The organism is Saccharopolyspora soli, from assembly GCF_022678645.1.
Classification (GTDB): domain Bacteria; phylum Actinomycetota; class Actinomycetes; order Mycobacteriales; family Pseudonocardiaceae; genus Saccharopolyspora; species Saccharopolyspora soli.
Window position 1 is genome coordinate 1 of the sequence record NZ_JALBWV010000088.1, and the last position, 23,102, is coordinate 23,102.

The window sequence follows — 23,102 nt, forward strand, 5'->3', positions numbered from 1 at the left end:
GACCTTCGGCACCGGAATTGGAAATCGTGTTGGGTTAACAGCCCTCACGGGTTCGAATCCCGTATCCTCCGCAGGTCGAAAGCCCCGGCCGCGGTAACGCGCCGGGGCTTTTCGCATTCGCTCGCACCCGTGACGGTTCACGATCGAGAAGTCTCGGGAACAGCCTCAGGGTTGGAGGCGGGCGACCTGGGGGTCGTGGTCGCTGGCTTGGTCGGCGAATTCCGCGTTGGTGTGCACGATGTCGTAGTCGCCGATGATCGCGGGGCTGACCAGGATGTGGTCCAGTTGCTGGGAGTTGCCCTCGAAGACGTAGCTGTAGCGCTCGACCGGCGGTAACGCGTCGGCCAGCGGCACCAGCGCTCCCCCGGCGGTCAACGGCGCCAAGGCCGGGGCGAACCCGAAGTCGTTCAGGTCGCCGAGCACCACGACCTTCGCCCGCTCGTCGATGGCCCGCACCTCGTCGACGAACCCGCGCACCGCCCGCGCCTGCTGCTCCCGCTGCTGTTCCGAAACGCGCGCTGGGGGCTGGAACCGGCTGTGCAGCGGTTGGTCCCCGCCCTTGGACGTGAAGTGGTTGGCCACCACGAGCACCGTCGCACCGCGGAACAGGAACTCGCCGACCAGCGGCTTGCGGCTGTCCCGCCACGCCTCGTTGACCGGGTCGATGCGGCCCGGCGACGCGCTCAGCGCCACCCGGTCGCCATCGGTCACCGGGTGCACCGGGGTGGTCGAATCCCCACCCGGACGATCCACAAAGGACACCCGAGCCGGGTTGAACAGGAACGCCACCCGGATGTTGCCGCCCGGTTCCCCGCCGTCGGCGTTGTTCTGCGGGTCGATCTGCCGCCACAGGTAGCGCGGCCCGCCCGCTGCCACGATCGCGTCGGTGAACTCCTGCAACGTCCGATCCGCGGCCACCACGCCGTCATCGGTCGGGCCGGTGTTGTCCTGGACCTCTTCCAGCGCAACGATGTCCGGTGCGGCGAGCCGGTCGACGACACCCTCGGCGAGCCGCGCGAACTTGGCCGGGTCGCCACCGGCGGCGAGGTTCTCCACGTTGTACGCGGCGATCGCGAGCTCATCATCGCCCTGCGGTCGCGTCGACTCGGGTTGCAAGCCGCCCGGCACGTGCTCGCCGAGCCGCGCGGCTTCCAGCACGTATCCGCCGAAGCGGCTGTAGTCCAGCGGGCCTTCGGTGCTGCCCCGCAACTGGTCGCCGACGTTCGCGGCCGGGAACGGCCCGTCCTCCAACGACTCGACCTTGAGCCGTCCGGCGTTGGCGTCGGCGTAGCCGGTGTAGGTGGTGCCGCCTCGGCTGTTGGCGTTCTGCTCCGGCTTGGTGGTGATCCACAGCGCGCGGAACGCGTCGGTCGGACCGACCACTCGCACGTCGTCGACCCGCAGCGACATGCCTTCCCGCGATTCGTAGTAGTCCAGCGCGTACCGCTGCGGCTCCAGCTCCCGCTTGTCGATCGCCCCGTCCTGCGGCGCGTACTCGACCGGCACGGTCTCCGGGCCGACCACTTCGGCCGGGACACCGCCCTTGCCGCTGACCTGCCAGTTGGCCTCGGTCAACTCGGTGACCGACTGGTTCGGCGTGGTCTCCGGGGTCTCCCCCTCGGCGACCGGGTAGTACTCCGCGACCAGCCCGCCGACCGAGACGACGTCCCCGACCGCCACTGCCGGGGTCTGCTCCCCGGTGAACACGAACAGCCCCTCGCTGGTGCGCGGGTCCGCGTCCGGTTCGGAGTCCTGGAACCAGAACCCGCGGGCCGAGCCGAAGCCACGCACCCCGGTAACCACGCCCGGCACTCCCACCACCCGCTGACCGGCCAGCGGCGAGACCCGCGTGCCGCCCTGGATGTCGTGGATGCGGACCTGTTGCTGCGCAGCGGCGATCGGCGCGATCGACAACAACACCCCGGTGGCGGCCAGCAGCGATGCGATGCGCACTTCGGCTTCCCCTCGCCAAGCGACATGATCGACGCGAAGCTACCCGCACCGAGCGACGAAAAACACACGATCAAATGAACAAGCCGGGAGAAAGCGCCCTTGGCAAGCACGAAAAAGGGCCGGTCCCCATCGTTGACGGGGACCGGCCCTGATCTGCGGTAGCGGTGGGATTCGAACCCACGGTGGCTGTTAACCACACGCGCTTTCGAGGCGCGCTCCTTCGGCCGCTCGGACACGCTACCGCCAGTCAGGGTACCGGTCGTCGGACGTCGTCCGGCAAAGGGGGTCAGCGCCAGGCGCGCATCCGGTCGGCCAGGCTGGCCCTGGCGCGGAACAGCCGACCGCGCACCGCCTGCTCGCCAGCCCCGACCCGCTCGCCGATCTCAAGGTAGGACAGGCCGTCGACCTCGGCGAGCAACCAGACATCGCGCTGCCGCGTCGGCAGCCCCGCGAGCGCGCGGCGCAGCGCCAGCACACCCGCGCCCGCCTCCACGACACGCTGCGGGTCCGCGGTCAACACGGCCGAGCCGAGCGCGGCGCGATGCTCGGGTACCGCGTCGACCGGCTCGGTGCGGGACGTCCGGCGGCGGCGCAGCACTATCAGGCAGCGTCGCCGGGCGACCTGGAACAACCACGCCCGCAGGGCCGCGGGAGCGGCGATGCCGCCGGATCGCCGCCACACCGTGACGAAAACCTCCTGCACGACGTCCTCGGCCTCGGCCCGGTCGCCGAGCATCCGCAGCGCCATGCCGAGAACCCCGTCGGAATAGCGACGCACCAACAGTTCGAAGGCGTCGGCATCGCCCGCCGCGATGCGGGTGGCCAGAACTGCGTCAGTCGGATCCACGTCACCCCCTGCAACGCGATGAGCCCCGCCCAGCTGGAGCGGGACGAAATTCATGGTCACAGTCCGGGTTGTCGATCGTGGCCCGGACAGGCCGCCCGAACCGGTGGAAAAGTTCAGCCACCGGAACGGGACCGGGGGACACCTACCCGGTGGGTGGCCCGTGCCGATTTCGCGCGAAATCGCCGCAGGTCCTACTCGCGGTGCTCCGCGAAGAAGTCCGCCAGCACGGCCGCACACTCGTCGGCCAGCACGCCGCCGACCACCTCCGGCCGGTGGTTCAGGCGGCGATCACGCACCACGTCCCACAGCGAGCCCACCGCACCGGTCCGCGGTTCCCACACCCCGAACACCACTCTGGCCACCCTGGCCAGCACCAATGCGCCAGCGCACATCGTGCACGGCTCCACGGTCACCGCGATGGTGCAGCCGTCCAGGCGCCAGCCATCGCCGTGCGCTGCCGCCGCAGCGCGCAACGCGAGGATCTCCGCGTGCGCCGTGGGGTCCTGCAACGCCTCCCGCTGGTTGTGCGCTCGCGCGAGCACCCGCCCGGCTCGGTCGACCACGATCGCACCGATGGGAACATCCCCTGTGGACGGTGCCTCGGCAGCGGCTCGCAACGCGGCCCGCACCAGTTCGGCATCCCCGGCACGGGCACCGGAAGTGCTCACTGGTCCAGCTTCTCCAGCACCTTCGCGAAGTCCTCGCCGAAGCCGCAGCGCTGGGCGATCATCTCCAGCTGTTCGTCCGGGTAGAGGTCGACTTCTTCGATGATCACCAGCAGCTCGCCCTCCGGGAGCCCGAGATCGGACAGGATCGCCAGGTTGCCCTCCGGCCAGACCTCTTCGTCGTCCTCATCGGGCGGATCGATGCGCAGCAGGTCGAGGACGTCGGCCGCGATGTCGTAATCCAGCGCCGCCGCGGCATCCGACAGCAACAGGTCGACGCCGCCGGGCACCGGTCTGATCAGCACGAAGAACTCGTCGTCCACATTGCACATACCGAACACCGCACCGGTGGAACGCAGCTCGCGCAACGCCGTGATCGAAGCGTCCAGGCCAGTCAGCACCGATTTGTCCATCATGCTGCACCGCCACCGCCCGTCCTCCCGCACCACGGCGACGGCGAAGCCAGCGACCGGCTCCTGCACCGTCATGAGGACACCGTAGAGCGTACGAACGCCACCCGAAAGCACTATTGCGCGCTCGTAACCATCCGGGCATTGTTTGCCGCTCAACCGGGTGCGTGGTCGTCAGCGAAGTCGGGCAGGATGGGCCAATGCGTGCCGTGTGCGTGATCGGATTGGGGCTCATAGGGGGCTCCGTGCTGCGGGCCGCCGCAACCGCCGGACGCCCTGTGTGGGGGACAACGGCGTCGGAGGCGGATGCCGCCGCCGCGCGGGCCGACGGCTTCGACGTGATCGAGATCGAGCCAGCGCTGCGCCGCGCGGCCGAGGCGGATGCGCTCGTGGTCGTCGCGACGCCGCTGACCGCCGTGCGCGAGGTGCTGCGGCAGGTCGCCCGACACGCTCCCGATGTCTGGTTGACCGACGTGGTGAGCGTGAAAGACCCGGTCGACGCCGAGGTCCGCAGCCTGTTGCCCGGCGCCCGCTACGCCGGTGGTCACCCGATGGCCGGGGTGTCCAGTTCCGGCTGGTCGGCCGGGTCGGGCGAGCTGTTCGCGGGTGCTGCCTGGGCGGTGACCATCGAGGAGGACACCGCGATCGACGCGTGGCAGCAGGCCGCGCAACTCGCGCTGGACTGCGGCGCCCAGGTGGTGCCGACCTCGGCGGCCGCGCACGACTCGGCGGTCGCGCGCATCTCGCACCTGCCGCACCTGTTCGCCGCGGTGCTCGCCGCCGTCGGGGCCGATGGCGGCCCGCTCGCGCTGTCCCTGGCCGCCGGTTCGTTCCGCGATGGCACCCGCGTCGCGGGTAGCGCGCCGGAACTCGTGCGGGCCATGACCGAGGGCAATCGCGTCGCGCTGCTCGACGCCGTCGATGACGCCCTGGGTCGACTCGGCGCGGCACGCGGTTCACTCGCCTCGACCGGCGGGCTGAAGTCCACAGTGGATGCTGGTCACGCCGCGCGCGGCGCGCTCGAAAACCTCGCGACCAGCGAGCGCACGACCGCGACGGTGCAGTTCAACAGCACGGCACTGGAGCGTCTGCGAGAACTCGGCGAGCGCGGCGGACGCGTGGTAGCACTGTCCGCGCAAGCCGCGAGTGTGGAACTGCCGGTGGGCAGTTGAGAACCGCTCTCGCCGCCGCGACGACCCACGACATTAAGAGAGGCCGCCCTGTGCGTTGAGGCGGCCTCTCCATGATCCGCTCCGACCACTGCCGAGTAGGACGGCCCTCACCTGGTCCCGCTCGTCAGCGTGGGTCGGGCGGCGATGTTCGAACTGCCCGCAGGAGGTCCGCGCGGGCTCCATCTCCCATGGTGCTCCCTTCGGAGCTGCGGGAAAAGCCCTGCGGCATGCGCGCCACCTGCAGAAATTAAGCCCGCCGACGTGGTCGCGCGCGCCGAGGTTCGCCCGGTGGAGGCAACTCGACCGGGGTGTTTTGCGCTTCCGGGTGACCATTGCCGCGGCCGCCGGGCCGAGCTATCGTGTGACTGCTTGACCAAATTTCAATATCAGTCAACCAGTCATCCGATGCGAACTCGACCCTGGAGGCGCCCCGTGCCGCAGCCGACCGAACGCGCCAACCGCATCCTCGATGCGGCGGGCGAACTGATGATTCGGCTGGGCTACCGGAAGGTGACCATCGAGGACATCGCCAGGCAGGCGGGCATCGGCAAGGGGACCGTCTACCTGCACTGGCGCACCAAGGAACGGCTGTTCGAGGCGCTGATCCTGCGCGAGTCGATCGAGCTGATCGCCGAGCTCGTCGACGGGATGCGCCGCGACCCCGAAGAGGTCCGGCCGCACCGGTTCGCGCGTTCCTCGTTCCTGGCGACGCAGCGCAGGCCGCTGATGCGGGCGCTGGTCGTCGGGGACACCGAACTGCTCGGCAGCCTGCAACAGTCCCCGACGCGCAGCCAGGGCAAGGTGTTCTCCGACCGGTACTTCGCGCTGATCACCGAGTACGGCCTGGTGCGCGAGGACGTGCCGCACCTGGTCTTCTCGATGAACGCGACGATCACCGGTTTCTTCGTGGCCGCCAGCATCAACCCCGATCTGGAGGAGCTGGCCGACCAGGACAAGGCGGAGGCCCTGGCCGACACCGTGCACCGCGCCTTCGAACCCGAAGGCGGACCGGACCACGTTTCGCTGACCGCCGCGGCAGCCGAGATCAGCGCGCTGTTCGACGAGGTCAACGCGAGCTACCGAGAGTGGATCTACCCACCTGATCCCGAGCGCGGCTGATCCCGCGCCGGACGTCATCGAGAAGGGGCAACAATGACGACCCTCGCCGACACCTGGGGAATCAACGAGGCGCAGTTCTGGCTGCGGGGCGTGCAGCCGGACCAGCCGGTCCAGTACGACTCGGAGACCGGCATGTGGAACGTCTACGGCTACCCCGAGATCCTGTACGTCCTCAGCGAACCCGGCACGTTCTCCTCGAACACCCAGCGGCTGATGCCCGAGACCACCGGTTTCACCGAGGGCAACCTGGTGCAGATGGACCCGCCGGAGCACCACAAGCTGCGCAAGCTGGTCAGCCACGCCTTCACGCCGAAGGTCGTCGCGGATCTGGAACCCCGGATCGCCGCGCTGACCAACGAGCTGCTCGACGAGGTGACCGACCGGGCCGAACTGGTCACCGACCTGGCCTATCCACTGCCGGTCATCGTGATCGCCGAACTGCTGGGCGTGCCCGCCAGCGACCGCGGCCTGTTCAAGAAGTGGGTGGACGCGATGTTCACCACCTCCAACCAGTTCTCGCTCAAGAAGCGCAGCAAGGAGCAGGACGATTACATGGCGAAAGCCATGGAGCAGGTGCAGCAGCTGGCCGACTACCTGGGCGAGCACGTCGCGCAGCGGCGGCGCAGTCCGCGGGCGGATCTGCTGAGCAAGCTCGTCGAGGCCGAGGTGGACGGTGCGCGGCTCAGCGACGCCGAAGTGGTCAACTTCGGGATGGTGCTGCTGATCGCCGGGCACATCACCACGACGATGCTGCTGGGCAACACGGTGCTCTGCCTGGACGCGCACCCTGATCAGCTAGCGAAGGTGCGGGCGGACCGAGCGCTGGTGCCCTCGGCGATCGAGGAGTCGCTGCGCTTCCTCAGCCCGTTCGCGGCGGTTTCCCGGGTGACCGATCGGGAGGTCGAGCTCGCTGGCCAGCAGATCCCGGCCGACGAGCTGCTGCTGGCGTGGGTCGCGGCGGCCAACCGGGACGCCCGGCAGTTCGCCGACCCGGACGTCTTCGACGTCACGCGGGACCCGAACCCGCAGATCGGCTTCGGCCGAGGCATCCACTTCTGCCTAGGCGCGCCGCTGGCCCGGCTGGAAGGACGGGTCGCGCTGAACATCCTGCTGGACCGGTTCCCGCGCCTTCGCACGGACCCGGACGACGCGCCCGAGTTCATCCCCAGTCCCAACGTGACCGGCGTCCGCAAGCTCCCCCTCCTGCTCAGCTGACAGCACTGGCGGTTCTGCCCGTAAGAGGCGAAATGCCGGTTACGGGCGGAACTGCCCACGCCATCAATCCGACCGCAGTGGACGCTTTCGGGCACTGATCGAGTTGTGCGCCCGCGTCACCGGTAATTGACTTGTCCACCGCCGCCGCCTGCGGGATTCTGCGCCGCATGAGCAATGCCACGGACACCTTCGCCTCCTGCCTGCGCGAGCTCGGCGTGGTTGGTCAGGTCGTCGAGTTCGACACCGACCTGCCGACCGCCGCAGCAGCCGCCGAAAAGCTCGGCTGCGAACTCGGCGCGATCGCCAACAGCCTGGTCTTCACCGCCGACGACGAGCCGCTGCTGATCATCGCCAGCGGCGCGCACCGGGTGGACACCAAGCACGTGGCCCGGCTGCTCGGGGTGCGCAAGATCCGGCGTGCCACGCCCGAGTTCGTGTTGGCGGTGACCGGGCAGCCGGTGGGCGGGGTCGGTCCGGTCGACCATCCGCAGCGGATCCGGACCGTGGTCGACCAACAGCTGGCCGACCACCCCGTGGTTTGGGCTGGAGCAGGCCGCAAACACGCGATGTTCCCGACGTCGTTCGACGAACTGGTGCGGATCACCGACGGTCTCGTCGCCGATGTGGAGAAACCCTGAATTCCACCTTCAGGTGGTCTTCGGACAACGCCTCGCGCGAGTCGCGTCCGGACAATTTCTAATTGCCGCCACGACCTTGATCGACACACCACCCTTCCGGGTATCCGGCCAAAAGATTACCAGGTCACACCAGGTGCGAATACGATTCATGTGGGCTTTTGCAGCGCTCGCCGCACCCCATCCGTTACCGCCATTACCCGTTTGGCACACCTTGAGGTGAAAGGGCCTGGTGGGATCGGCGAGCGAAAGCGCGGGCCGGTAGACATGGGAACGCAACACATTCCGGGTCCAGCCCAGATCCGGGAACCAGTATCCCCCGAATTGGAAGGAAAGCATGATGCGTTCGCTGTCCCGCATTGCTGTTGTGAGCGCTTTCGCCCTGCCGCTGGCCATCGGCGGAGCGGGAATGGCTGCTGCTGCCCCGTGGGGTTGGGATGGAACCCACAAAGACGACGGAGACAAGAACACGTGCATTTTCATCAGCTGCAACGACCTCAAGTGGGACTGGACCCACATCAGCGATGACGACGTGAACATCATCAACGCTGGCATCATCGACTGACCGAGATCGATCAGCGAGGCCCCGCCCATCCGGCTGGGCCTCGCTTTTGCTTTGCTGGCACCAACATTGGCGATTCGGGTCAGACGCTGGGCTCGAAGCGGCCGTCGATCGCGGTCCAGCCGCCCTCCACCAGTTGCAGGCTGCCGGTCACGTACGACGCGGCGTCCGAGGCCAGGTACACCACGGCACCCGCGATCTCGTCGGCGGTGGCCCACCGCTTCAGCGCGGTCTTCTCGGCATACGCGCCGTACCAGGCCTGGTCGGACTTGATCTGCTCGGTCAGCGGGGTTTCGAACGGACCGGGCGCGATCGCGTTGACCCGCACGCCCTTCGGCCCCAGTTCCGCCGCCAGCGCACGGGAGAGCTGCACGACACCGGCCTTGGTCGCGGCGTAGATGCCCTGACCGGGTTCGACCACTTCGGCGCGGAAGCTGGCGAAGGTGATGATGCTGCCCCGGCCGCGCTCGGCCATCCGGACACCGAAGTCCCGCACCAGCCGGTAGGTGCCTTTCAGGTTGACGTCGACGACCCGGTCGAATTCCTCGTCGACGGTGTCCACCAACCGTTTGCGGACGTTGATGCCGGGCGTGATGACCAGTACCTCGGCGTCCGATTCGACGGCCGCGAGCTGCTGGATCTGCGCGCCGTTGCGCACGTCCAGCTCGCACCAGCTCGCCTCGTGGCCGAGCTGCTTGATCGACTCGGCGGTTTCCTCGGCACCGGCCGTGTTCACGTCCGCGACGACCACTTTCGCGCCGAACTCGGCCAGGCCAACCGCGCTGGAGCGGCCCAGTCCGCTGCCACCGCCGACGACCACCGCCTTGCGCCCGTCGAGCTGGAAGAGGTTGGCGAGCCGATTGCTCATGATCAGATTCCTCCCGGTGCTGATCGGTCCGCTGTGGACCAGCCCGCCGGGCACAACCGCACGCCGTCGTACTGGTCTGACCACGCGATCATTCATCAGGCCGGAGGATTACGGCAAGGGTGAAACCGTCGTGACCCTTCACTCCGACCGTCTGGATCGTGGTGGCCGCCACCCGCGGCTCGGACGCGAGCATCTCGTGGAACCGGCGCACCCCGCGCACCGCTGGATCGGTGCTGTGCTCGTCGGCCACCGCGCCGCGGCGGACCACGTTGTCCACGATCACCATCCCGCCCGGCTTGGTGAGCACCATGGCCCACCGGAAGTAATCCGGGATGTTCGGCTTGTCCGCATCGATGAAGACCAGGTCGAAGGAGTCCTCGACCAGCTCAGGCAGGGTGTCCAGGGCGAGGCCGAGGCGCACCTCGGCGATCCCGTCCAGGCCTGCCCGAGCCAGGTTGGCGCGGGCGACCTCGGCATGCTTCGGCTCGGCTTCCAGGGTGATCAGCCGACCGTCCGGCGGCAGGGCTCGGCCGAGCCAGATCGTGCTGTAACCGGCGAGCGTGCCGATCTCCAGGATGCTGCGCGCCCGCACCGACCGAGCCAGCAGGTGCAGCAGCTTTCCTTGCAGAGCGGAGACGTTGATGTGCGGCAGTCCGGCCTCGTCGCCAGCCCGCAGCGCGGCGGTCAGCACCGGATCTTCCGGCACGAGCAGCCCGCCCAGGTAATCGTCCACCGCGGTCCACTGCTGATCTGCCATGGAGACCTCCAGTCGTTTTCCCCATTCCACCTGGTCGCGCCGCGCTGCGCAGTAGATCAATCGGAGGGTTCCGCTGCAACGAAGCCGCTCCCGATCGATCCGATGTGGACAAAGAGGATGATCAGCTCGCCGCGGCAGTCTCGCTGCCCCGGAAGGTGTTGCGGTAGGCGCTCGGTGACACGCTGAGTGCCGCTTGGAGGTGCTGGCGCAGCGAGGCCGCCGTGCCGAAGCCCGTGTCCACCGCGATCCGGTCGACGGACAGATCGGTCTCCTCCAGGAGCTGGCGAGCGCGCTCGATGCGCTGCTGGGTGAGCCACTGCAACGGCGAGATGCCAACCTCGTCGCGGAATCGCCGGGTGAACGTCCGCACGCTCATCGACTCGCGGGCGGCCAGTTCGCGCAGGGTCAGCGGCCGGTCCAGGTTTTCCAGCGCCCACGCGCGGGCCTGCGCGGTTGAGGAGAACTGCGGTTCGGGCATGGGCCGTCGGATGTACTGGGCTTGGCCGCCGTCGCGGTGCGGCGGGACGACAGTCGCCCGCGCGACCTCGTTGGCGACCGCCGCGCCGTGATCGCACCGGATCATGTGCAGGCACAGGTCAATTCCGGACGCTTCGCCAGCCGAGGTCAGCACGTCGCCGTCGTCGGTGTAGAGGACATCGGGGTCCAGGTGCACCGCCGGGTAGAGCTTCCGGAACACCTCCCCGGACTTCCAATGCGTCGTCGCCCGGCGGCCGTCGAGCAACCCGGCCGCCGCCAGCACGAAAGCACCGGTGCAGATCGAGGCGATGCGCGTGCCGGGGCGGATGCGCGCGAACGCGTCGGCCATGGCTGGGTTGAGTCGGCCCAAGGTGTCGGATTCGTCGTACTCGTGCGATGCCGGGACGACCACGGTGTCGGCGTCCGCCAGCGCCTGCGGACCGTGCGCGACGTAGATCGGGAAATCCGCGTCGGTGCGCACCTCACCAGGAACGAGGGTGCAGGTCACGACCTCGTACAGCGGATCTCCGGCAGGCGAGCGCGCCTGTCCGAACAGCTGGTGCACCAAACCCAGTTCCATCGGCATCACGCCGTGGCGGACCAACACCGCGACTCGACCAGTCATGGCCTGATTCTTGCACATGTTGGCTATCAGGCCACTCGTTCCGCGGCGCGCGACGGCGCAGGGTCGATGCCATGACAACTGCCATCAGGACCGAACCGGCTCCGCGAACCCGCATCCACCGCGCCTGGTGGGTCGCCGCCGTCACCGCCCTGGCGATCATCGGCGCGGGTGCCTGCGCCACCACGGCCGGTCTGCTGGTCACTCCGCTGCACCACGAATTCGGCTGGTCGCGCGGCACCATCGGCATCGCGGTTTCGGTGAACATGGCGCTGTACGGATTGACCGCGCCGTTCGCGGCGGCGCTGATGGACCGCTTCGGCATCCGGCGGGTGGTCATCGGCGCGCTGCTGCTGATCGCCTCCGGCGCGGGTTTGACCACGGCCATGTCCAACTCCTGGCAGTTGGTGGTCGGCTGGGGTCTGCTCGTCGGGGTCGGTTGCGGCGCGCTGGCGATGGCCTTCGCCGCCACCGTGACGCACCGCTGGTTCGTCACGCGGCGCGGGCTGGTGACCGGCCTGCTCACCGCGGCGAGCGTTTTCGGCCAGTTCGCCTTCCTCCCGGTGTTGTCCTGGCTCATCGACCGGTTCGAATGGCGTTCGGCGACCGTCACGCTGGCGGTGCTCGCATTGGGTACGGCGCCGCTGGTCTGGGCGGTGTTGCGGGACCATCCCGCCGACCTCGGCCTGCGCCCGTACGGCGCGACGCAGTTCGTCCCCAAACCGGCACCGGTTCCGGGCGCCGCGCCACGTGCGCTCCGGGCGTTGTTCGCCGCCGCGCGGACCGGACCGTTCTGGTTGCTGGCTGGCACTTTCGCGATCTGCGGGGCGTCCACCAACGGGATCATGTGGACCCACTTCACCCCCGCCGCGCACGATCACGGCATGCCGACCACCGTGGCGGCCTCGCTGCTCGCGGTGATCGGGGTGGTGAACGTGGCTGGCACGATCGGGTCGGGCTGGCTCACCGACCGGTTCAGCCCGCACCTGCTGCTGGCCGGTTACTACGCGCTGCGCGGCACTTCCCTGCTGTTCCTGCCGGTGCTGCTCGCCCCGACGGTGCGGCCGACGATGATCGTCTTCGTCGTGCTGTTCGGGCTGCTCGACGTGGCCACCGTGCCGCCGACGATCGCGTTGTGCCGGGAGATCTACGGCGACGACGGCGCGATCGTCTTCGGTTGGGTGAACGCCGCCCACCAGGTGGGCGCTGGGCTGGTCGCCTTCCTCGGCGGCGTGGCACGAGACCTGCTGGGCTCCTACGACACGGTGTGGATCAGCACGGCCGCGCTGTGCGCCGCAGCCGCCCTGATGGCGACCACGATCAGGCGGTCGACGGGTCGAGGTCGGGCGTGAACTGCGCGGTCGCCGTGGCGATGCCCTGCGCGATCTGGTCGCCGTCGGCTGTGCCGGAGTCCTCGGCCGCGGCGGCCCAGGCCTTGATGGTCTGCCGGGAGAAGCGCTGCACCTCCGGGGAGTTCTGCCACCCGACCGGGTTGGCGAAGACCTCCCCTCGGAGGAACAGTTCCAGCGCGAGCAGGTTGACGTCCCAGCCGGGGCCGACGAAGAGCGCGCCCGCGCCGTTGCCGGCCAGCTGCACCGGGACCGAGTGCATCATCTCGAACCCGGTAGCACCGTCCACCTCGGACAGTCGCAGCTCCACCACGCTGGTTTCCGCGCCGAAGGTCATCTTCAGCAGGCGAGGTGCCTCGCAGCGGATGATCTCGCCTCCGGCGTTGCCTTCGAGCTGGAACCGGCCGCCTTCCCGCAGCTCGCCGGTGATCGGCAGGAACCAGCGCCGCAACCGACCCGGTTCGGCCAGCGCGCTCCAGACGTCCTCGATCGGGGCGGCGTAGTTCCGGCGCAGCAGCACGCTCACCCGTTCGCCGCCGTCGATCGAGTGCTGGCTGACCACCCGCTGCACGGCGGTGACCTGCTTTGCGATGTCGATCATGTGGTTCCCTCCGTACGGACGACCGCTGGTCATCATCCGGCCTCCACCGCACTCTCGCTCGCTCCAGCAATCCGCAGCGCCTCGACTAGACCGGCGCTGCCAACAGCTGTTCGAACTCGGCCACGCCGACGGCGCCGTGGACCCGCAGGTGGCCGAACACTGGATCCAGCAGGTGCTCTGGGCCGCCTGGCTGGACGGCCCGAACTCGTCCAGCGCCGCGAGCAGCGAGAAGTGGTAGCGGTGCGCGTCGGCGAGCCCTTCGGACACGAGCCGGTGAGCGTGCACGGCAGTCTGGGTGATCAGTCGGCTCGGCGAGCTGGCCGCGCAGGCCCGCCGCAGTCATGCGGCATTCGCCCGGACCCAGCACGTCACCAGCAACGTGCTGATCGATCTGGACGGCGACCGGGCGGCGGTCGGCGCGAAGCTCATCGCGATCTTCGTGCCGGACCCGGACGCCCTGGAACCGGCCTTCACCATCGGCGAGCGCTACCGGTTCGAAGCGGTCCGCACCCACCAGGGCTGGCGCTTCTCCCACGTCGCAGCGGACCGGCTGTGGAAAGTCGTGAGTGCCTGACCGGGCTCCAGGCCGGTTACGCGCTCACGACCGCACGGCGATCACGCCGCGCGCTCGGTCTCCTCGATCGCTCGTTCCAGCATCGATCGGGCCACCCGCAGGTCTGCGGCCCGCCGGTCGAGTTCGGCCAGCCGATCGCGCAGCTTGTCGAGCACGCCGGAGCAGGGCCGCAGTCGCCCGTCGTCGCGGGCGCACGGCAAGACCGCGCGAATGAGTCGAGTGGGTGGCCCGGCCGCCAGCAACGCGCGGATCTGACCGACGACACGCTCCGAGTTCTCGTCGTAGTCGCGGTAGCCGTTGTCCTGGCGCTGCGCCCGCAGCAGTCCGACGCGCTCGTAGTAGCGCAGCAGCCGCTCGCTCGTACCGGTTCGTCAGCCCAACATGTTCCTCGAACTGTCGACGGCCAGCATCATCTTCGCGGTACGCGTGGCGATCGACGAAATCCCGGACCGAACCCTGTTCGGCTCGGACGCGCCCTACGGCGACCCGGTGCTGGCCCGCGCCACGATCGAACGAGTCACCGCACTAGGCCCACGCCGCGACCAGGTCCTCGGCGGCACGCTCGCCACCTCCTCGGCCGCTGACGATTCGGGGCAGCGTCGAGCCTTGAGGTTGCTTGATCCCAATCAAAATATCCAGTCCTGCCGAGGGTCGCGGGAGCGTCATCTGGCAACAGCGGACCGGCGAAGTTGATCAATTGCCGCCACCTGGAACTGATCCACTTGCCGAGCGCGTTGCGTTCGGCAACCCCTGGGATGCGGCTGACGGATTCGGCTCTGAGCGACCATCAGATTCTCCTCGAATTGCCATGCCAACGATTTTCACGACACGCCGAAAGCAGCCGATACTTTCCACGCGCGCATTCCCGCGAAGCCGGTCACACACGGCCTGGAAATCAAAAACGGAACCCGTTGCACGACCAGATCTGATCAGCGGGAACGGGATCGTATCCCAAGTCGACGGACCTCGCCATCGCAGCGGCAAGCAGCTCGGTCACACCGAAACAAGGCCCCTGAGCTCGTACGTTGCCACCCACCTCCAGTACACGGCCGTTCGATCGGCCGCCGTGGAACCCGGACACAGCCTCGGATCATCGGCCCAGCACGACCGCTGGCAACTAATTGCGCGGGCAATTAGACACCCGCGCCAACCAACCCCAGGTGAAATGTGACAAATTCTTGCATAACTGCCCGATTCGATTCGCCGACGCCGAAATACCGCCCGTTCGTGGAATACAGCGTCGCACATAAGGATTAGCCTGACGCATTTCCGGTTGCAACCAGAATTTCGAACGACTAGCTATTCTCGCGTGGTTCGTTCGACACCGCGGATTACTCCGAAACTTTCATTAGGAGGAACAACTGTGAAATCTGGGCTCAGGCGGAACCTTCGCGGAATGGCGGTCGCGTTCGCCGCGCTGGCCGGGATGACGGCATTCGCCCCACAAGCGTCGGCTCAACCCGTGGAGACGACCACCACGGTGCAGGCATCGCCATCCTCCGCGACTGTCGGGCAACAAGTCGTGCTGAGCGCGACGGTCAGTTGCTCGGCGGGCACTCCCGGCGGTCTTGGAGTGACCTTCTGGGACGGTCCGGAAATCCTCGACACGGTGCCCCTCAACGCGAGTGGAAACGCGTCGCTCACCACCTCTTTCGACACCGCCGGGAGCTACGAGATCACGGCTGCCTACAACGGTGATGACAACTGCGGGGCGTCGAGCGACACAACCATGGTCCAGGTGTCTTCCGCACCCGTACCGCCGCCAGCGCCCCCGTGCCGCTGCGGCTTGCTCGACCTCATCATCGGCGACATCAACTTCGGCGATTACACCGTGACGAACTAGTTGCCACAACGGGCATCGGGCGCGGACCAACGACGAGCCCGTTCCCGATGCCGCACCCCGCATCAACCCCGGCTCGGAATTCGAGCCGGGGTTGATGTTCGCGGGGTGAAGACACCGCAATCGCCGTCCCACCGCGAAACGATCGCCGCAAACGCGTCCGGGATCAGATCTGCGGAGCCGGAATGTAGTTGTACGCCAAGGTTCCGCTGTTACCCGCTGGCGTGGCCACCGCCACGAGTACCGTCCCGGTGCCCGGTGGCGCGACAGCGGCGATCTGCGTGTCGGACAGGACGACGAAGGACGCGGTGTTGACGCCGAAGGTGATCCCAGTCGTGAACGTCAGGTTCGAACCCGTGATCGTCACCCCGTTCCCACCGGCCTCCGGGCCCTGGGCGGGGACCAGACTGGTGATCGTCGGCGTGCTGAGGTAGCCGAACGACAGCGAATTGCTGGTGCCACCAGGCGTGGTGACGACGACTTGCGCCGGGCCCGCCGGACGAGCGGGCGTGGTCGCGGTGATCTGCGTGCTGGAGTTCACCGTGAAACTCGCCGCCGGAGTCCCGCCAAATGTGACCGCCGTAGCACCGGAGAGATCGGTGCCGGTGATCGTGACGACCGTTCCCCCCGCAGTCGGCCCCAAGTCCGGTGTGAGCCCCACCAACGCAGGGGCGTTGAGGTAGAAGAAAGCGACCGTGTTGTTGCTGGTGCCACCAGGGGCGGTGACGACGACTTGCGCCGCGCCAGCCGGACGAGCGGGCGTGGTCGCGGTGATCTGCGTGCTGGAGTTCACCGTGAAACTCGCCGCCGGAGTCCCACCGAAAGCGACCGCCGTAGCACTGGAGAAATTGGTGCCGGTGATCGTGACGACCGTTCCCCCCGCAGTCGGCCCGCTGCTGGGGCTGACGCTCACCACCGTGGGCGTGGGTGGTGTCTGGTAGTTGAAGAACACCGCGTTGGTGCTGGTTCCGCCCGGGGTGGTGACGCGGACTTGGGCGGCGCCCGCCGGCCGGGCAGGGGTGGTCGCGGTGATCTGGGTGTTGGAATTGACGTTGAAGATGGCGGAAGTGCCGCCGAAGGTGACGGCGGTCGCGCCGATGAATGCGGACCCGGTGATGGTGACGTTGGTGCCACCCGTCGTCGGCCCCGAGCCAGGACTGACCCCGGTGACCGTGGGGATGACCAGCACTCCCGCGGAATCGGTGTCGTTCGCTGGCTTTTCCACGTTTGAACTGCCTGCGTGTGGATTGGTGACCATGATGTCCTTCATGCGCGAAGCCAACGCTGCCATCGCTTGACGAGCCATCGCAGCGCAGGCAGTAGGACGGCTGAGCCGGAACCGGCGCCGGTAGTGACTAGTACTTGCCGGTTGTGGTTTTCGACCGCCGAAGTCGGCGAACTCTTGGTTTTGGGGTGGAGCCAGGGGCGCGGAAAACGCCCCTGGCTCACCGATTTGCTAGATACCTGGCCCTGCGAGGTAGTTGAAGCCAGCGGCCAAGGTGTCACTACCACCGGTGGTGGTGACCACGATGTCCGCCGTTCCCGCAGTTCCAGCCGGGGTGACGGCGGTGAGCTCCGTGTCGGAGAGGACGCTGAAGCTCGCCGGGGCACCGTCGAAGGTGACCTGGCTGGTGGTCGTCAGCCCGGTTCCACCGATGGTGACCGGTGTGCCGCCCGCCGTCGGCCCTTCCGCCGGATCCACATCGGTCACCGTCGGAGCGGCGACGTAGGTGTAGAACAGGCCGTTGGTGCTACCGCCCGAGGTGGTGAGGGTGATCGGCACGGTTCCAGCCGCTCCCGCAGGCACGGTCGCGACGACGGTACCCGCGTTCGCGCTGGTGATGGTGCCAGCGTTGGCGCCGAACGTGATGGCGCTGGCCGTGTTGAGGTTCGTGCCGGTGATCGTCACCGAGTTGCCGCCAGCGGTGACCCCGGAAGACGGGCTGAGGCTGGTCTTGGTCGGCGGCTCGATGTAGAAGAACGGCAAGGCGTTGCTGGTCCCACCCGGCGTCGCGACGGTGACGCCGACCGAACCGTGCCCCGCTGGACTGACCACGTCCACCTGGGTCGCGGTGTTGGCGGTGATCGTCGCGGGGTTCAAACCGAAACGGACCGCAGTTGCGTTTGCCAGGCCGGTGCCGGTGATGACCACAGCGGTCCCCCCGGCACTGGATCCCTGATTCGGGCTAATTGGCATTGAATCCTCATTCCAATCAGATGGCGTAAGGAACATGCCCGCGCCAGACTCCACGCGGAGCGCACCCCAGTTGCACTCAGTAACTAAGAGAGTTCCCCAGTTGAGTCCGATCGTCGCGGACAGTGACCAACCTAGCTCGTGTGACCACTGATCGTTAGTAATTGAACACGAACGGTTATATGTTCACTCGCAAAGCCCTAAAGGGTTAACTGTGGGTGTAAGAACCAGGGCCACATGGCGTAATGCATTACCTACCTTTGTCGCCCCAATGGAAGCAATGCTGACCACAAAACAGTTACTGTCCGTGTTTTTCGTGGCGTCTCTGCCCGTCCGTGTCGCAAGTGGCTGGAACGAAACCCAACCGAATCTCGACAGACCCGGCAGAGCGGTAGCGACGGTCACGCACACCACAGAGGGAGCTCGATGGCACGCACGACGCGCAAATCGGTGGAAGCGAAGACCTTGCGCCGCAAGAAGTTCACAAGACGCGTGCCGGACACACCGGGGTAGCCCGAGACCGAAGTGTTGGTCCCACGGACTCACCGCCGACCCTTCGGTCTCACTTCGGTCTCACAACCCGCCTAAACGACTACGGGGGAGCCTCCACATGCGCAGCGAACAGACTCTGGAAAGCAAGAAACCCCCTGCTGGAGGGGGTTTCTGCTGTCTCGACCAGACGCGCGCCCGAAGGGATTCGAACCCCTAACCTTCTGATCCGTAGTCAGATGCTCTATCCGTTGAGCTACGGGCGCTCGTTCAATTTTGGGTCTCCACCTCGCGGTGAAGGCCGCAGCGGAGGCTCCGGGATTTGAACCCGGGAGGGGGCGTAACCCCCAACCGCATTAGCAGTGCGGCGCCATAGACCAGACTAGGCGAAGCCTCCCGGTAACCCTCGTGGCCACCGGAGAAAAGACTACACAACCGGCCGACCGGTCGACAAAGGGGGGTCGATGTTGGCTCCGGGGTGGCTGGGTCAGCTGTCGATCAGTCCGCCAGATCGGCGCTGAGCTGCACGAACGGATCCAAGGACGCCGGGTTCCGCAGGGCATCGCGGCTGACCGCGCGCTCCGGCGGGGTGCCCGCGAGGATCTTCTTCACCGGGACCTCCAGCTTCTTGCCGTTGAGGGTGCGCGGCACCTCGTCGACGACGATGAACCGGTTCGGCACGTGGCGCGGTGAGAGCTCGGTGCGCAGCGCCGCCGCCAGCTTCGGCTGGACCTCTCCGAGGTCCGCGCCGTCGGCCAGCACCAGGAAGCACAGCAGTTCACCGTCGGTCTCACCGGCACCCGAGGTATCGATCACCAACGAGTCGACGATCTCCTCGAAACCCTCCACGACCCGGTAGAACTCGGCGGTGCCCATCCGGATGCCGCCGCGGTTGAGGGTCGAGTCGCTGCGACCGTAGATCACCAGGGTGCCGCGGTCGGTGAGCCGCACCCAGTCGCCGTGCCGCCAGATGCCGGGGAAGGTGTCGAAGTACGCCTCGCGCAGCCGGGAGCCGTCCGGGTCGTGCCAGAAGAACACCGGCATCGTCGGCATCGGCTTGGTCAGCACCAGTTCGCCGACTTCGTCGTGCAGTTCCTTGCCGAACTCGTCGTAGGAGGCCACCGCCGCGCCGAGCATCGGGCAGGAGATCTCCCCCAACCAAACCGGAACGTCCGGCGCGGCGCCCACGAACGCGGTGCACAGGTCGGTGCCGCCGGAGACGCTGGCGATCTGCACGTCCTCGCCGACCGCGTCGGCCACCCAGCGGAACCCGTCGGTGGTCAGCGGCGCTCCGGTCGACCCGACGGTGCGCAGCGCGGTGAGGTCGAAGTCGTCCTTGGGGCGCAGTTCGTGCTTCAGGCAGCTCTGGATGAACGGCGCCGAAGTGCCGAAGTAGGTGACCTGGTGGCGGGCCGCCAGCTCCCACAGCGCGGTCAGCGACGGGTAGCCCGGACTGCCGTCGTACAGCACCAGTGTCGTGCCGGTCAGCAGGCCGCTGACCAGGTAGTTCCACATCATCCAGCCGGTCGTGGTGTACCAGAAGAACCGATCGCCGGGACCGAGGTCGCAGTGCAGCCCGATGGCCTTGAAGTGCTCCAGGACCATGCCGCCGTGGCCGTGCACGATGCCCTTCGGCAAGCCGGTGGTGCCCGAGGAGTACAGCACCCACAGCGGGTGGTCGAAGGGCACCGGGTCGAATTCCAGCGGCGCGCCGCGGTGTTGCGCCAGCATGTCGTCCCAGTCGATCGTCCCGGCCAGCTCCGCGCCCGCGCCGAGGTAGTCGATCAGCACCGTGGCAGACAGGCTCGGCATCGCTTCGCGCAGTTGGTCCACAGTGGATTGGATGTCGAATTCACGACCGCCGTAGCGGTATCCGTCGACGGTGATCAGCACCTTGGGCTCGATCTGCACGAAGCGGTCCGCGACCGCGCGGGCGCCGAAGTCCGGCGAACACGACGACCAGGTGGCCCCGAGACTCGCCGCCGCGAGGAACGCCACCAGCGTCTCCGGGCTGTTCGGCGCGAGCGCGGCGACCCGGTCACCGGCCCGCACCCCCAACGCCGCGAGCCCTGCGCGCGCGGCGGCCACCCGCGCCCGCAGTTCGCCGTAGCTGATCTCCTCGGTGCGGCCGTCCTCCCGCGCGAAGATCACCGCCAGGTCGTCGTCCGCCTTGCCCGCGCCGCCGCGCAACGCGTGCTCGGCGTAGTTCAACGTCGCGCCGGGGAACCACTGCGCGCCCGGCATCACCTCGGCGCTGAGCACCTGCTCGGCGCGGTCGTGGAAGCGGACCTCGAAGAACTCCGCCACCGCCGACCAGAACCCGCTCAGGTCCGACACCGACCACTGCCACAGCGCCCGGTAGTCGGGCAGGTCGAGGCCGCGCTCGATGCGCAACCATGCGCGGAACCATGCCATCCGGCTGGCTGCCACGCGCTCCGCGCTCGGTTGCCACAACAACTCGGGAGTCGATTCCGGGTGGGTGCTCGATGTCATGGGCTCTTCCTAACCCACGACTACCCCGTTCAGCCAGCCTCCAGCGCTGGCGAGGTCCGCCGTCGGTGCCGGGTGCGCAATTTCTCGCGAAATTGCCACCGCCGCTTCAGCGGATTGGTGTGCCAGGAGTAGTCGTCAGGCAAGCCACTCCGCGCACTCTCTCAGCGCAGGTGGAGGTCGAACCAGTTGCGGGCCCGCTGCCACGCCTCGGAGGCGGCCTCCGAGTCGCGGTCGAAACGGTGCCCCGCACCCGCATAGCGGACCACGTCGGTCACCGTCGGGGCGGCGTCGGTGACCTCGCGGAGCTTCTCGACCTCGCCCGCCTCGATCTCGTCGTCGTCGCCGTACAGCCCGAGCCACGGGCAGGCCAACTCCCCGGCGATCTCCACCAGCGGCGGAACCGCCGCGGACAGCGGGTCGAGGATGCCGCGTCCGCCGACGCTCACCGCTGCGCCGAGGGTGCGGCTGGCGGCCACCACCAGTGCCGCGGTGCCGCCGACGTCGAAGCCGATGATCCCCTGCCGGTCGGCGGGTACGCCCCGGTCGGACAGCCATAGGAAGGCCGCGTCGGTGTCGGCCAGGATCGAGTCGCCGGAGAGCCGTTGGACCTGGTCGTGCACGTGCTCGTCCGGATGGTGGTCGTGGAATTCGTCGGTGCCGTCCCGGTGGTAAAGGTGCGGCGCGACGGTGAGCCAGCCCTCTTCGGCGAGGGCGCTGCTCAACCGACGCACCCGCTCCGTGACACCACGGGCCTCGTGCAGGACGACCAGCCCACCACGCACCACGGTGTTCGGTTCGGCGAGGGTGAACCGGAGTTGGGTGCCGTCGGTGAGCGCAAGCGTCTCGGTCCGGGTTTGGGTCATGCGGAGCAGGTAATCACGTCGAGGTGAACACCAGTCAACGAGTTCAGCCGGTCGGACGAGTGAATTCGACCGACGGTCACCAAGACGAGGCAGTCGGCTTGGGCCAACCGCCGCACGCGCGTTTTCCGGGAGCAGCGGAGCACGGTGCCGCGTCGGCGGGTTAACGTCCAGGTGTCCCACTGGAGCTAGGAGTCGTAAATGACCGTGCGCACTCGTGCCGACCTTGAGCAGTTGCCCGCTTACGTCGCGGGACGCACCATCCCCGGCTCGATCAAGCTGGCCAGCAACGAGGTGTCGGAAGGTCCGCTGCCCAGCGCGGTGGCGGCCATCAACCAGGCGGCCAGCGAGGTGCACCGCTACCCGGACATGGGCGTCGGGCGACTGACCGAGGCACTGGCCGCGCGGCTCAAGGTGGATCCGGAGCGGATCGCCGTCGGTTGCGGTTCGGTCGCGCTGTGCGAGCAACTGGTGCAGGCGACCTGCACCGCCGACGACGAGGTCGTCTTCCCGTGGCGGTCCTTCGAGGCGTACCCGATCATCACCCAGGTCGTCGGCGCCAAGCAGGTGCGCGTGCCGCTGACCGCCGAGCACGCGCTCGACCTGGACGCGATGCTCGCCGCGATCACCCCGGCCACCCGGCTGGTATTCGTCTGCTCGCCGAACAACCCGACCGGCACCCTGGTCCGGCGCGCGGAGCTCAACGCCTTCCTGGACCGGGTGCCCTCGGACGTGCTGGTGGTGCTCGACGAGGCGTACTTCGAGTTCGTCACCGACCCGGACGGCCCGGACGGCATCGAGATCGCGCTCGAACGCGACAACGTCGCGTCGATGCGGACCTTCTCCAAGGCGTACGGCCTCGCCGGGCTGCGGGTGGGTTACACCGTGGCGCCGCCGAAGGTCGCCGAGGCGCTGCGGAAGGTGGCGATTCCGTTCAGCGTCAACGCGCTCGCGCAGGTCGCCGCGATCGCCTCGCTCGACGCGCCGGACGAGTTGACCAAGCGGTGCGCCAACGTGGTGGCCGAGCGGGAGCGGGTGCACCGCGAACTCGTGGCCGCCGGGTACGAGGTTCCCGAAACGCAGGCGAACTTCGTGTGGCTGCCGCTGGGCGAGCAGACCGCCGAGTTCAACGAGCACTGCCTGCGGAACCGTGTCGTGGTCCGCGCGTTCGTCGGTGAGGGCGCGCGGGTCACCATCGGAACGCCCGACGAGAACGACGCGTTCCTGGCCGCCGCCCGGTCGTTCCGCCAGGTGGCGGAATAACCCTCGCCCATTCCGGTGCGTCGGCGAATCCGGGCGCACCGGAATGGGCGCCATTTCCGGCAAAACTTGATCATGTCTCGCGTTCGACCTATAGAGTTCACGCGTACCGATGAACGCAGTGCGATCAATGGGGCGAA

The 23,102-nt window shown here is 68.0% G+C and carries 23 protein-coding genes, 3 tRNA genes and 1 pseudogene; 11 read left to right on the forward strand and 16 right to left on the reverse strand.

The features are described 5' to 3' along the window. Positions 1-165: 165 nt before the first annotated feature. From MOQ72_RS39275 to MOQ72_RS39295, 5 genes are all read right to left on the reverse strand, one after another. Positions 166-1,953, reverse strand: coding sequence for a DUF8508 domain-containing protein (locus MOQ72_RS39275; protein WP_242191051.1), 1,788 nt, complete (start codon positions 1,951-1,953; stop codon positions 166-168). A 156-nt stretch (positions 1,954-2,109) separates the two neighbouring features. Next, a tRNA-Ser gene (locus tag MOQ72_RS39280) sits at positions 2,110-2,195 on the reverse strand. A 44-nt stretch (positions 2,196-2,239) separates the two neighbouring features. Further along, the gene (locus MOQ72_RS39285) at positions 2,240-2,800 is read right to left on the reverse strand and encodes an RNA polymerase sigma factor (RefSeq protein ID WP_242191052.1); all 561 of its coding nucleotides are present in this window, start codon (positions 2,798-2,800) and stop codon (positions 2,240-2,242) included. Positions 2,801-2,991: 191 nt separating this feature from the next. Continuing rightward, positions 2,992-3,468, reverse strand: a complete 477-nt coding sequence (locus MOQ72_RS39290) for a nucleoside deaminase (protein WP_242191053.1) — start codon at positions 3,466-3,468, stop codon at positions 2,992-2,994. After that, positions 3,465-3,953: a tRNA adenosine deaminase-associated protein gene (locus tag MOQ72_RS39295; RefSeq protein ID WP_242191054.1), complete on the reverse strand. Its 489-nt coding sequence runs from the start codon at positions 3,951-3,953 to the stop codon at positions 3,465-3,467. The genes MOQ72_RS39290 and MOQ72_RS39295 overlap by 4 nt, the downstream gene beginning before the upstream one ends. 122 nt (positions 3,954-4,075) lie before the next feature. Between MOQ72_RS39295 and MOQ72_RS39300 the strand changes: the two genes are divergently transcribed. From MOQ72_RS39300 to MOQ72_RS39320, 5 genes are all read left to right on the forward strand, one after another. Further along, the gene (locus MOQ72_RS39300) at positions 4,076-5,047 is read left to right on the forward strand and encodes a prephenate dehydrogenase (RefSeq protein WP_242191055.1); all 972 of its coding nucleotides are present in this window, start codon (positions 4,076-4,078) and stop codon (positions 5,045-5,047) included. 432 nt (positions 5,048-5,479) lie between these two features. After that, positions 5,480-6,166 (forward strand): TetR/AcrR family transcriptional regulator, encoded by a 687-nt coding sequence (locus MOQ72_RS39305; protein WP_242191056.1) that lies wholly within the window; start codon positions 5,480-5,482, stop codon positions 6,164-6,166. A gap of 33 nt (positions 6,167-6,199) precedes the next feature. Continuing rightward, on the forward strand, positions 6,200-7,381 hold the full coding sequence (locus MOQ72_RS39310) for a cytochrome P450 (protein WP_242191057.1): 1,182 nt from the start codon (positions 6,200-6,202) through the stop codon (positions 7,379-7,381). Positions 7,382-7,548: 167 nt separating this feature from the next. Beyond that, positions 7,549-8,019 carry a YbaK/EbsC family protein gene (locus MOQ72_RS39315; protein ID WP_242191058.1) on the forward strand — a complete coding sequence of 157 codons (471 nt, stop codon included), beginning with the start codon at positions 7,549-7,551 and terminating at the stop codon, positions 8,017-8,019. Positions 8,020-8,356: 337 nt separating this feature from the next. Further along, a complete protein-coding gene (locus MOQ72_RS39320; RefSeq protein ID WP_242191059.1) occupies positions 8,357-8,581 on the forward strand; it encodes a hypothetical protein in 225 nt (74 codons plus the stop codon). A 79-nt stretch (positions 8,582-8,660) separates the two neighbouring features. Here MOQ72_RS39320 and MOQ72_RS39325 read toward each other — a convergent pair whose 3' ends face one another. The 3 genes from MOQ72_RS39325 to MOQ72_RS39335 all read right to left on the reverse strand — a co-directional run bounded on the left by MOQ72_RS39325 (position 8,661) and on the right by MOQ72_RS39335 (position 11,305). Continuing rightward, the gene (locus MOQ72_RS39325) at positions 8,661-9,446 is read right to left on the reverse strand and encodes an SDR family NAD(P)-dependent oxidoreductase (protein ID WP_242191060.1); all 786 of its coding nucleotides are present in this window, start codon (positions 9,444-9,446) and stop codon (positions 8,661-8,663) included. A gap of 88 nt (positions 9,447-9,534) precedes the next feature. Continuing rightward, positions 9,535-10,203 (reverse strand): O-methyltransferase, encoded by a 669-nt coding sequence (locus MOQ72_RS39330; RefSeq protein ID WP_242191061.1) that lies wholly within the window; start codon positions 10,201-10,203, stop codon positions 9,535-9,537. A gap of 121 nt (positions 10,204-10,324) precedes the next feature. Continuing rightward, complete coding sequence (locus MOQ72_RS39335) at positions 10,325-11,305, reverse strand: GlxA family transcriptional regulator (protein WP_242191062.1); 981 nt, start codon at positions 11,303-11,305, stop codon at positions 10,325-10,327. 71 nt (positions 11,306-11,376) lie between these two features. On the opposite strand from MOQ72_RS39335, the gene MOQ72_RS39340 reads away from it, so the two are divergent. Then, positions 11,377-12,654 carry an MFS transporter gene (locus tag MOQ72_RS39340; protein ID WP_242191063.1) on the forward strand — a complete coding sequence of 426 codons (1,278 nt, stop codon included), beginning with the start codon at positions 11,377-11,379 and terminating at the stop codon, positions 12,652-12,654. Here MOQ72_RS39340 and MOQ72_RS39345 read toward each other — a convergent pair. After that, positions 12,623-13,252 carry an SRPBCC family protein gene (locus MOQ72_RS39345; RefSeq protein WP_242191064.1) on the reverse strand — a complete coding sequence of 210 codons (630 nt, stop codon included), beginning with the start codon at positions 13,250-13,252 and terminating at the stop codon, positions 12,623-12,625. The genes MOQ72_RS39340 and MOQ72_RS39345 overlap by 32 nt on opposite strands. Here MOQ72_RS39345 and MOQ72_RS39350 point away from each other — a divergent pair. After that, positions 13,251-13,490 carry a hypothetical protein gene (locus MOQ72_RS39350; protein ID WP_242191065.1) on the forward strand — a complete coding sequence of 80 codons (240 nt, stop codon included), beginning with the start codon at positions 13,251-13,253 and terminating at the stop codon, positions 13,488-13,490. The genes MOQ72_RS39345 and MOQ72_RS39350 overlap by 2 nt on opposite strands. A 57-nt stretch (positions 13,491-13,547) precedes the next feature. Continuing rightward, on the forward strand, positions 13,548-13,826 hold the full coding sequence (locus MOQ72_RS39355; RefSeq protein WP_242191066.1) for a nuclear transport factor 2 family protein: 279 nt from the start codon (positions 13,548-13,550) through the stop codon (positions 13,824-13,826). 41 nt (positions 13,827-13,867) lie between these two features. Here MOQ72_RS39355 and MOQ72_RS44950 read toward each other — a convergent pair. Next, positions 13,868-14,185, reverse strand: a pseudogene (locus MOQ72_RS44950) (MerR family transcriptional regulator); the annotation flags it as partial. A 22-nt stretch (positions 14,186-14,207) separates the two neighbouring features. On the opposite strand from MOQ72_RS44950, the gene MOQ72_RS39370 reads away from it, so the two are divergent. Together MOQ72_RS39370 and MOQ72_RS39375 are read left to right on the forward strand one after the other, a co-directional pair. Continuing rightward, positions 14,208-14,519, forward strand: coding sequence for a hypothetical protein (locus tag MOQ72_RS39370; protein WP_242191068.1), 312 nt, complete (start codon positions 14,208-14,210; stop codon positions 14,517-14,519). Between the two features lie 703 nt (positions 14,520-15,222). After that, a complete protein-coding gene (locus MOQ72_RS39375) occupies positions 15,223-15,669 on the forward strand; it encodes an Ig-like domain-containing protein (RefSeq protein WP_242191069.1) in 447 nt (148 codons plus the stop codon). Positions 15,670-15,832: 163 nt separating this feature from the next. On the opposite strand, the gene MOQ72_RS39380 is transcribed toward MOQ72_RS39375, so the two are convergent. The 6 genes from MOQ72_RS39380 to MOQ72_RS39405 all read right to left on the reverse strand — a co-directional run bounded on the left by MOQ72_RS39380 (position 15,833) and on the right by MOQ72_RS39405 (position 21,705). Continuing rightward, positions 15,833-16,936 (reverse strand): IPT/TIG domain-containing protein, encoded by a 1,104-nt coding sequence (locus MOQ72_RS39380; protein ID WP_242191070.1) that lies wholly within the window; start codon positions 16,934-16,936, stop codon positions 15,833-15,835. Between the two features lie 186 nt (positions 16,937-17,122). Further along, positions 17,123-17,899, reverse strand: a complete 777-nt coding sequence (locus tag MOQ72_RS39385; RefSeq protein WP_308198052.1) for an IPT/TIG domain-containing protein — start codon at positions 17,897-17,899, stop codon at positions 17,123-17,125. A gap of 643 nt (positions 17,900-18,542) precedes the next feature. Continuing rightward, positions 18,543-18,615 (reverse strand) — tRNA-Arg (locus MOQ72_RS39390). Between the two features lie 41 nt (positions 18,616-18,656). Then, positions 18,657-18,746: transfer RNA gene (locus MOQ72_RS39395), tRNA-Ser, on the reverse strand. A gap of 101 nt (positions 18,747-18,847) precedes the next feature. After that, the gene (locus MOQ72_RS39400; protein ID WP_242191072.1) at positions 18,848-20,842 is read right to left on the reverse strand and encodes an acetoacetate--CoA ligase; all 1,995 of its coding nucleotides are present in this window, start codon (positions 20,840-20,842) and stop codon (positions 18,848-18,850) included. 161 nt (positions 20,843-21,003) lie between these two features. Beyond that, positions 21,004-21,705 (reverse strand): dienelactone hydrolase family protein, encoded by a 702-nt coding sequence (locus MOQ72_RS39405; RefSeq protein WP_242191073.1) that lies wholly within the window; start codon positions 21,703-21,705, stop codon positions 21,004-21,006. Between the two features lie 198 nt (positions 21,706-21,903). On the opposite strand from MOQ72_RS39405, the gene hisC reads away from it, so the two are divergent. Beyond that, a complete protein-coding gene (hisC, locus tag MOQ72_RS39410) occupies positions 21,904-22,965 on the forward strand; it encodes a histidinol-phosphate transaminase (protein WP_242191074.1) in 1,062 nt (353 codons plus the stop codon). Positions 22,966-23,102: the final 137 nt, after the last annotated feature.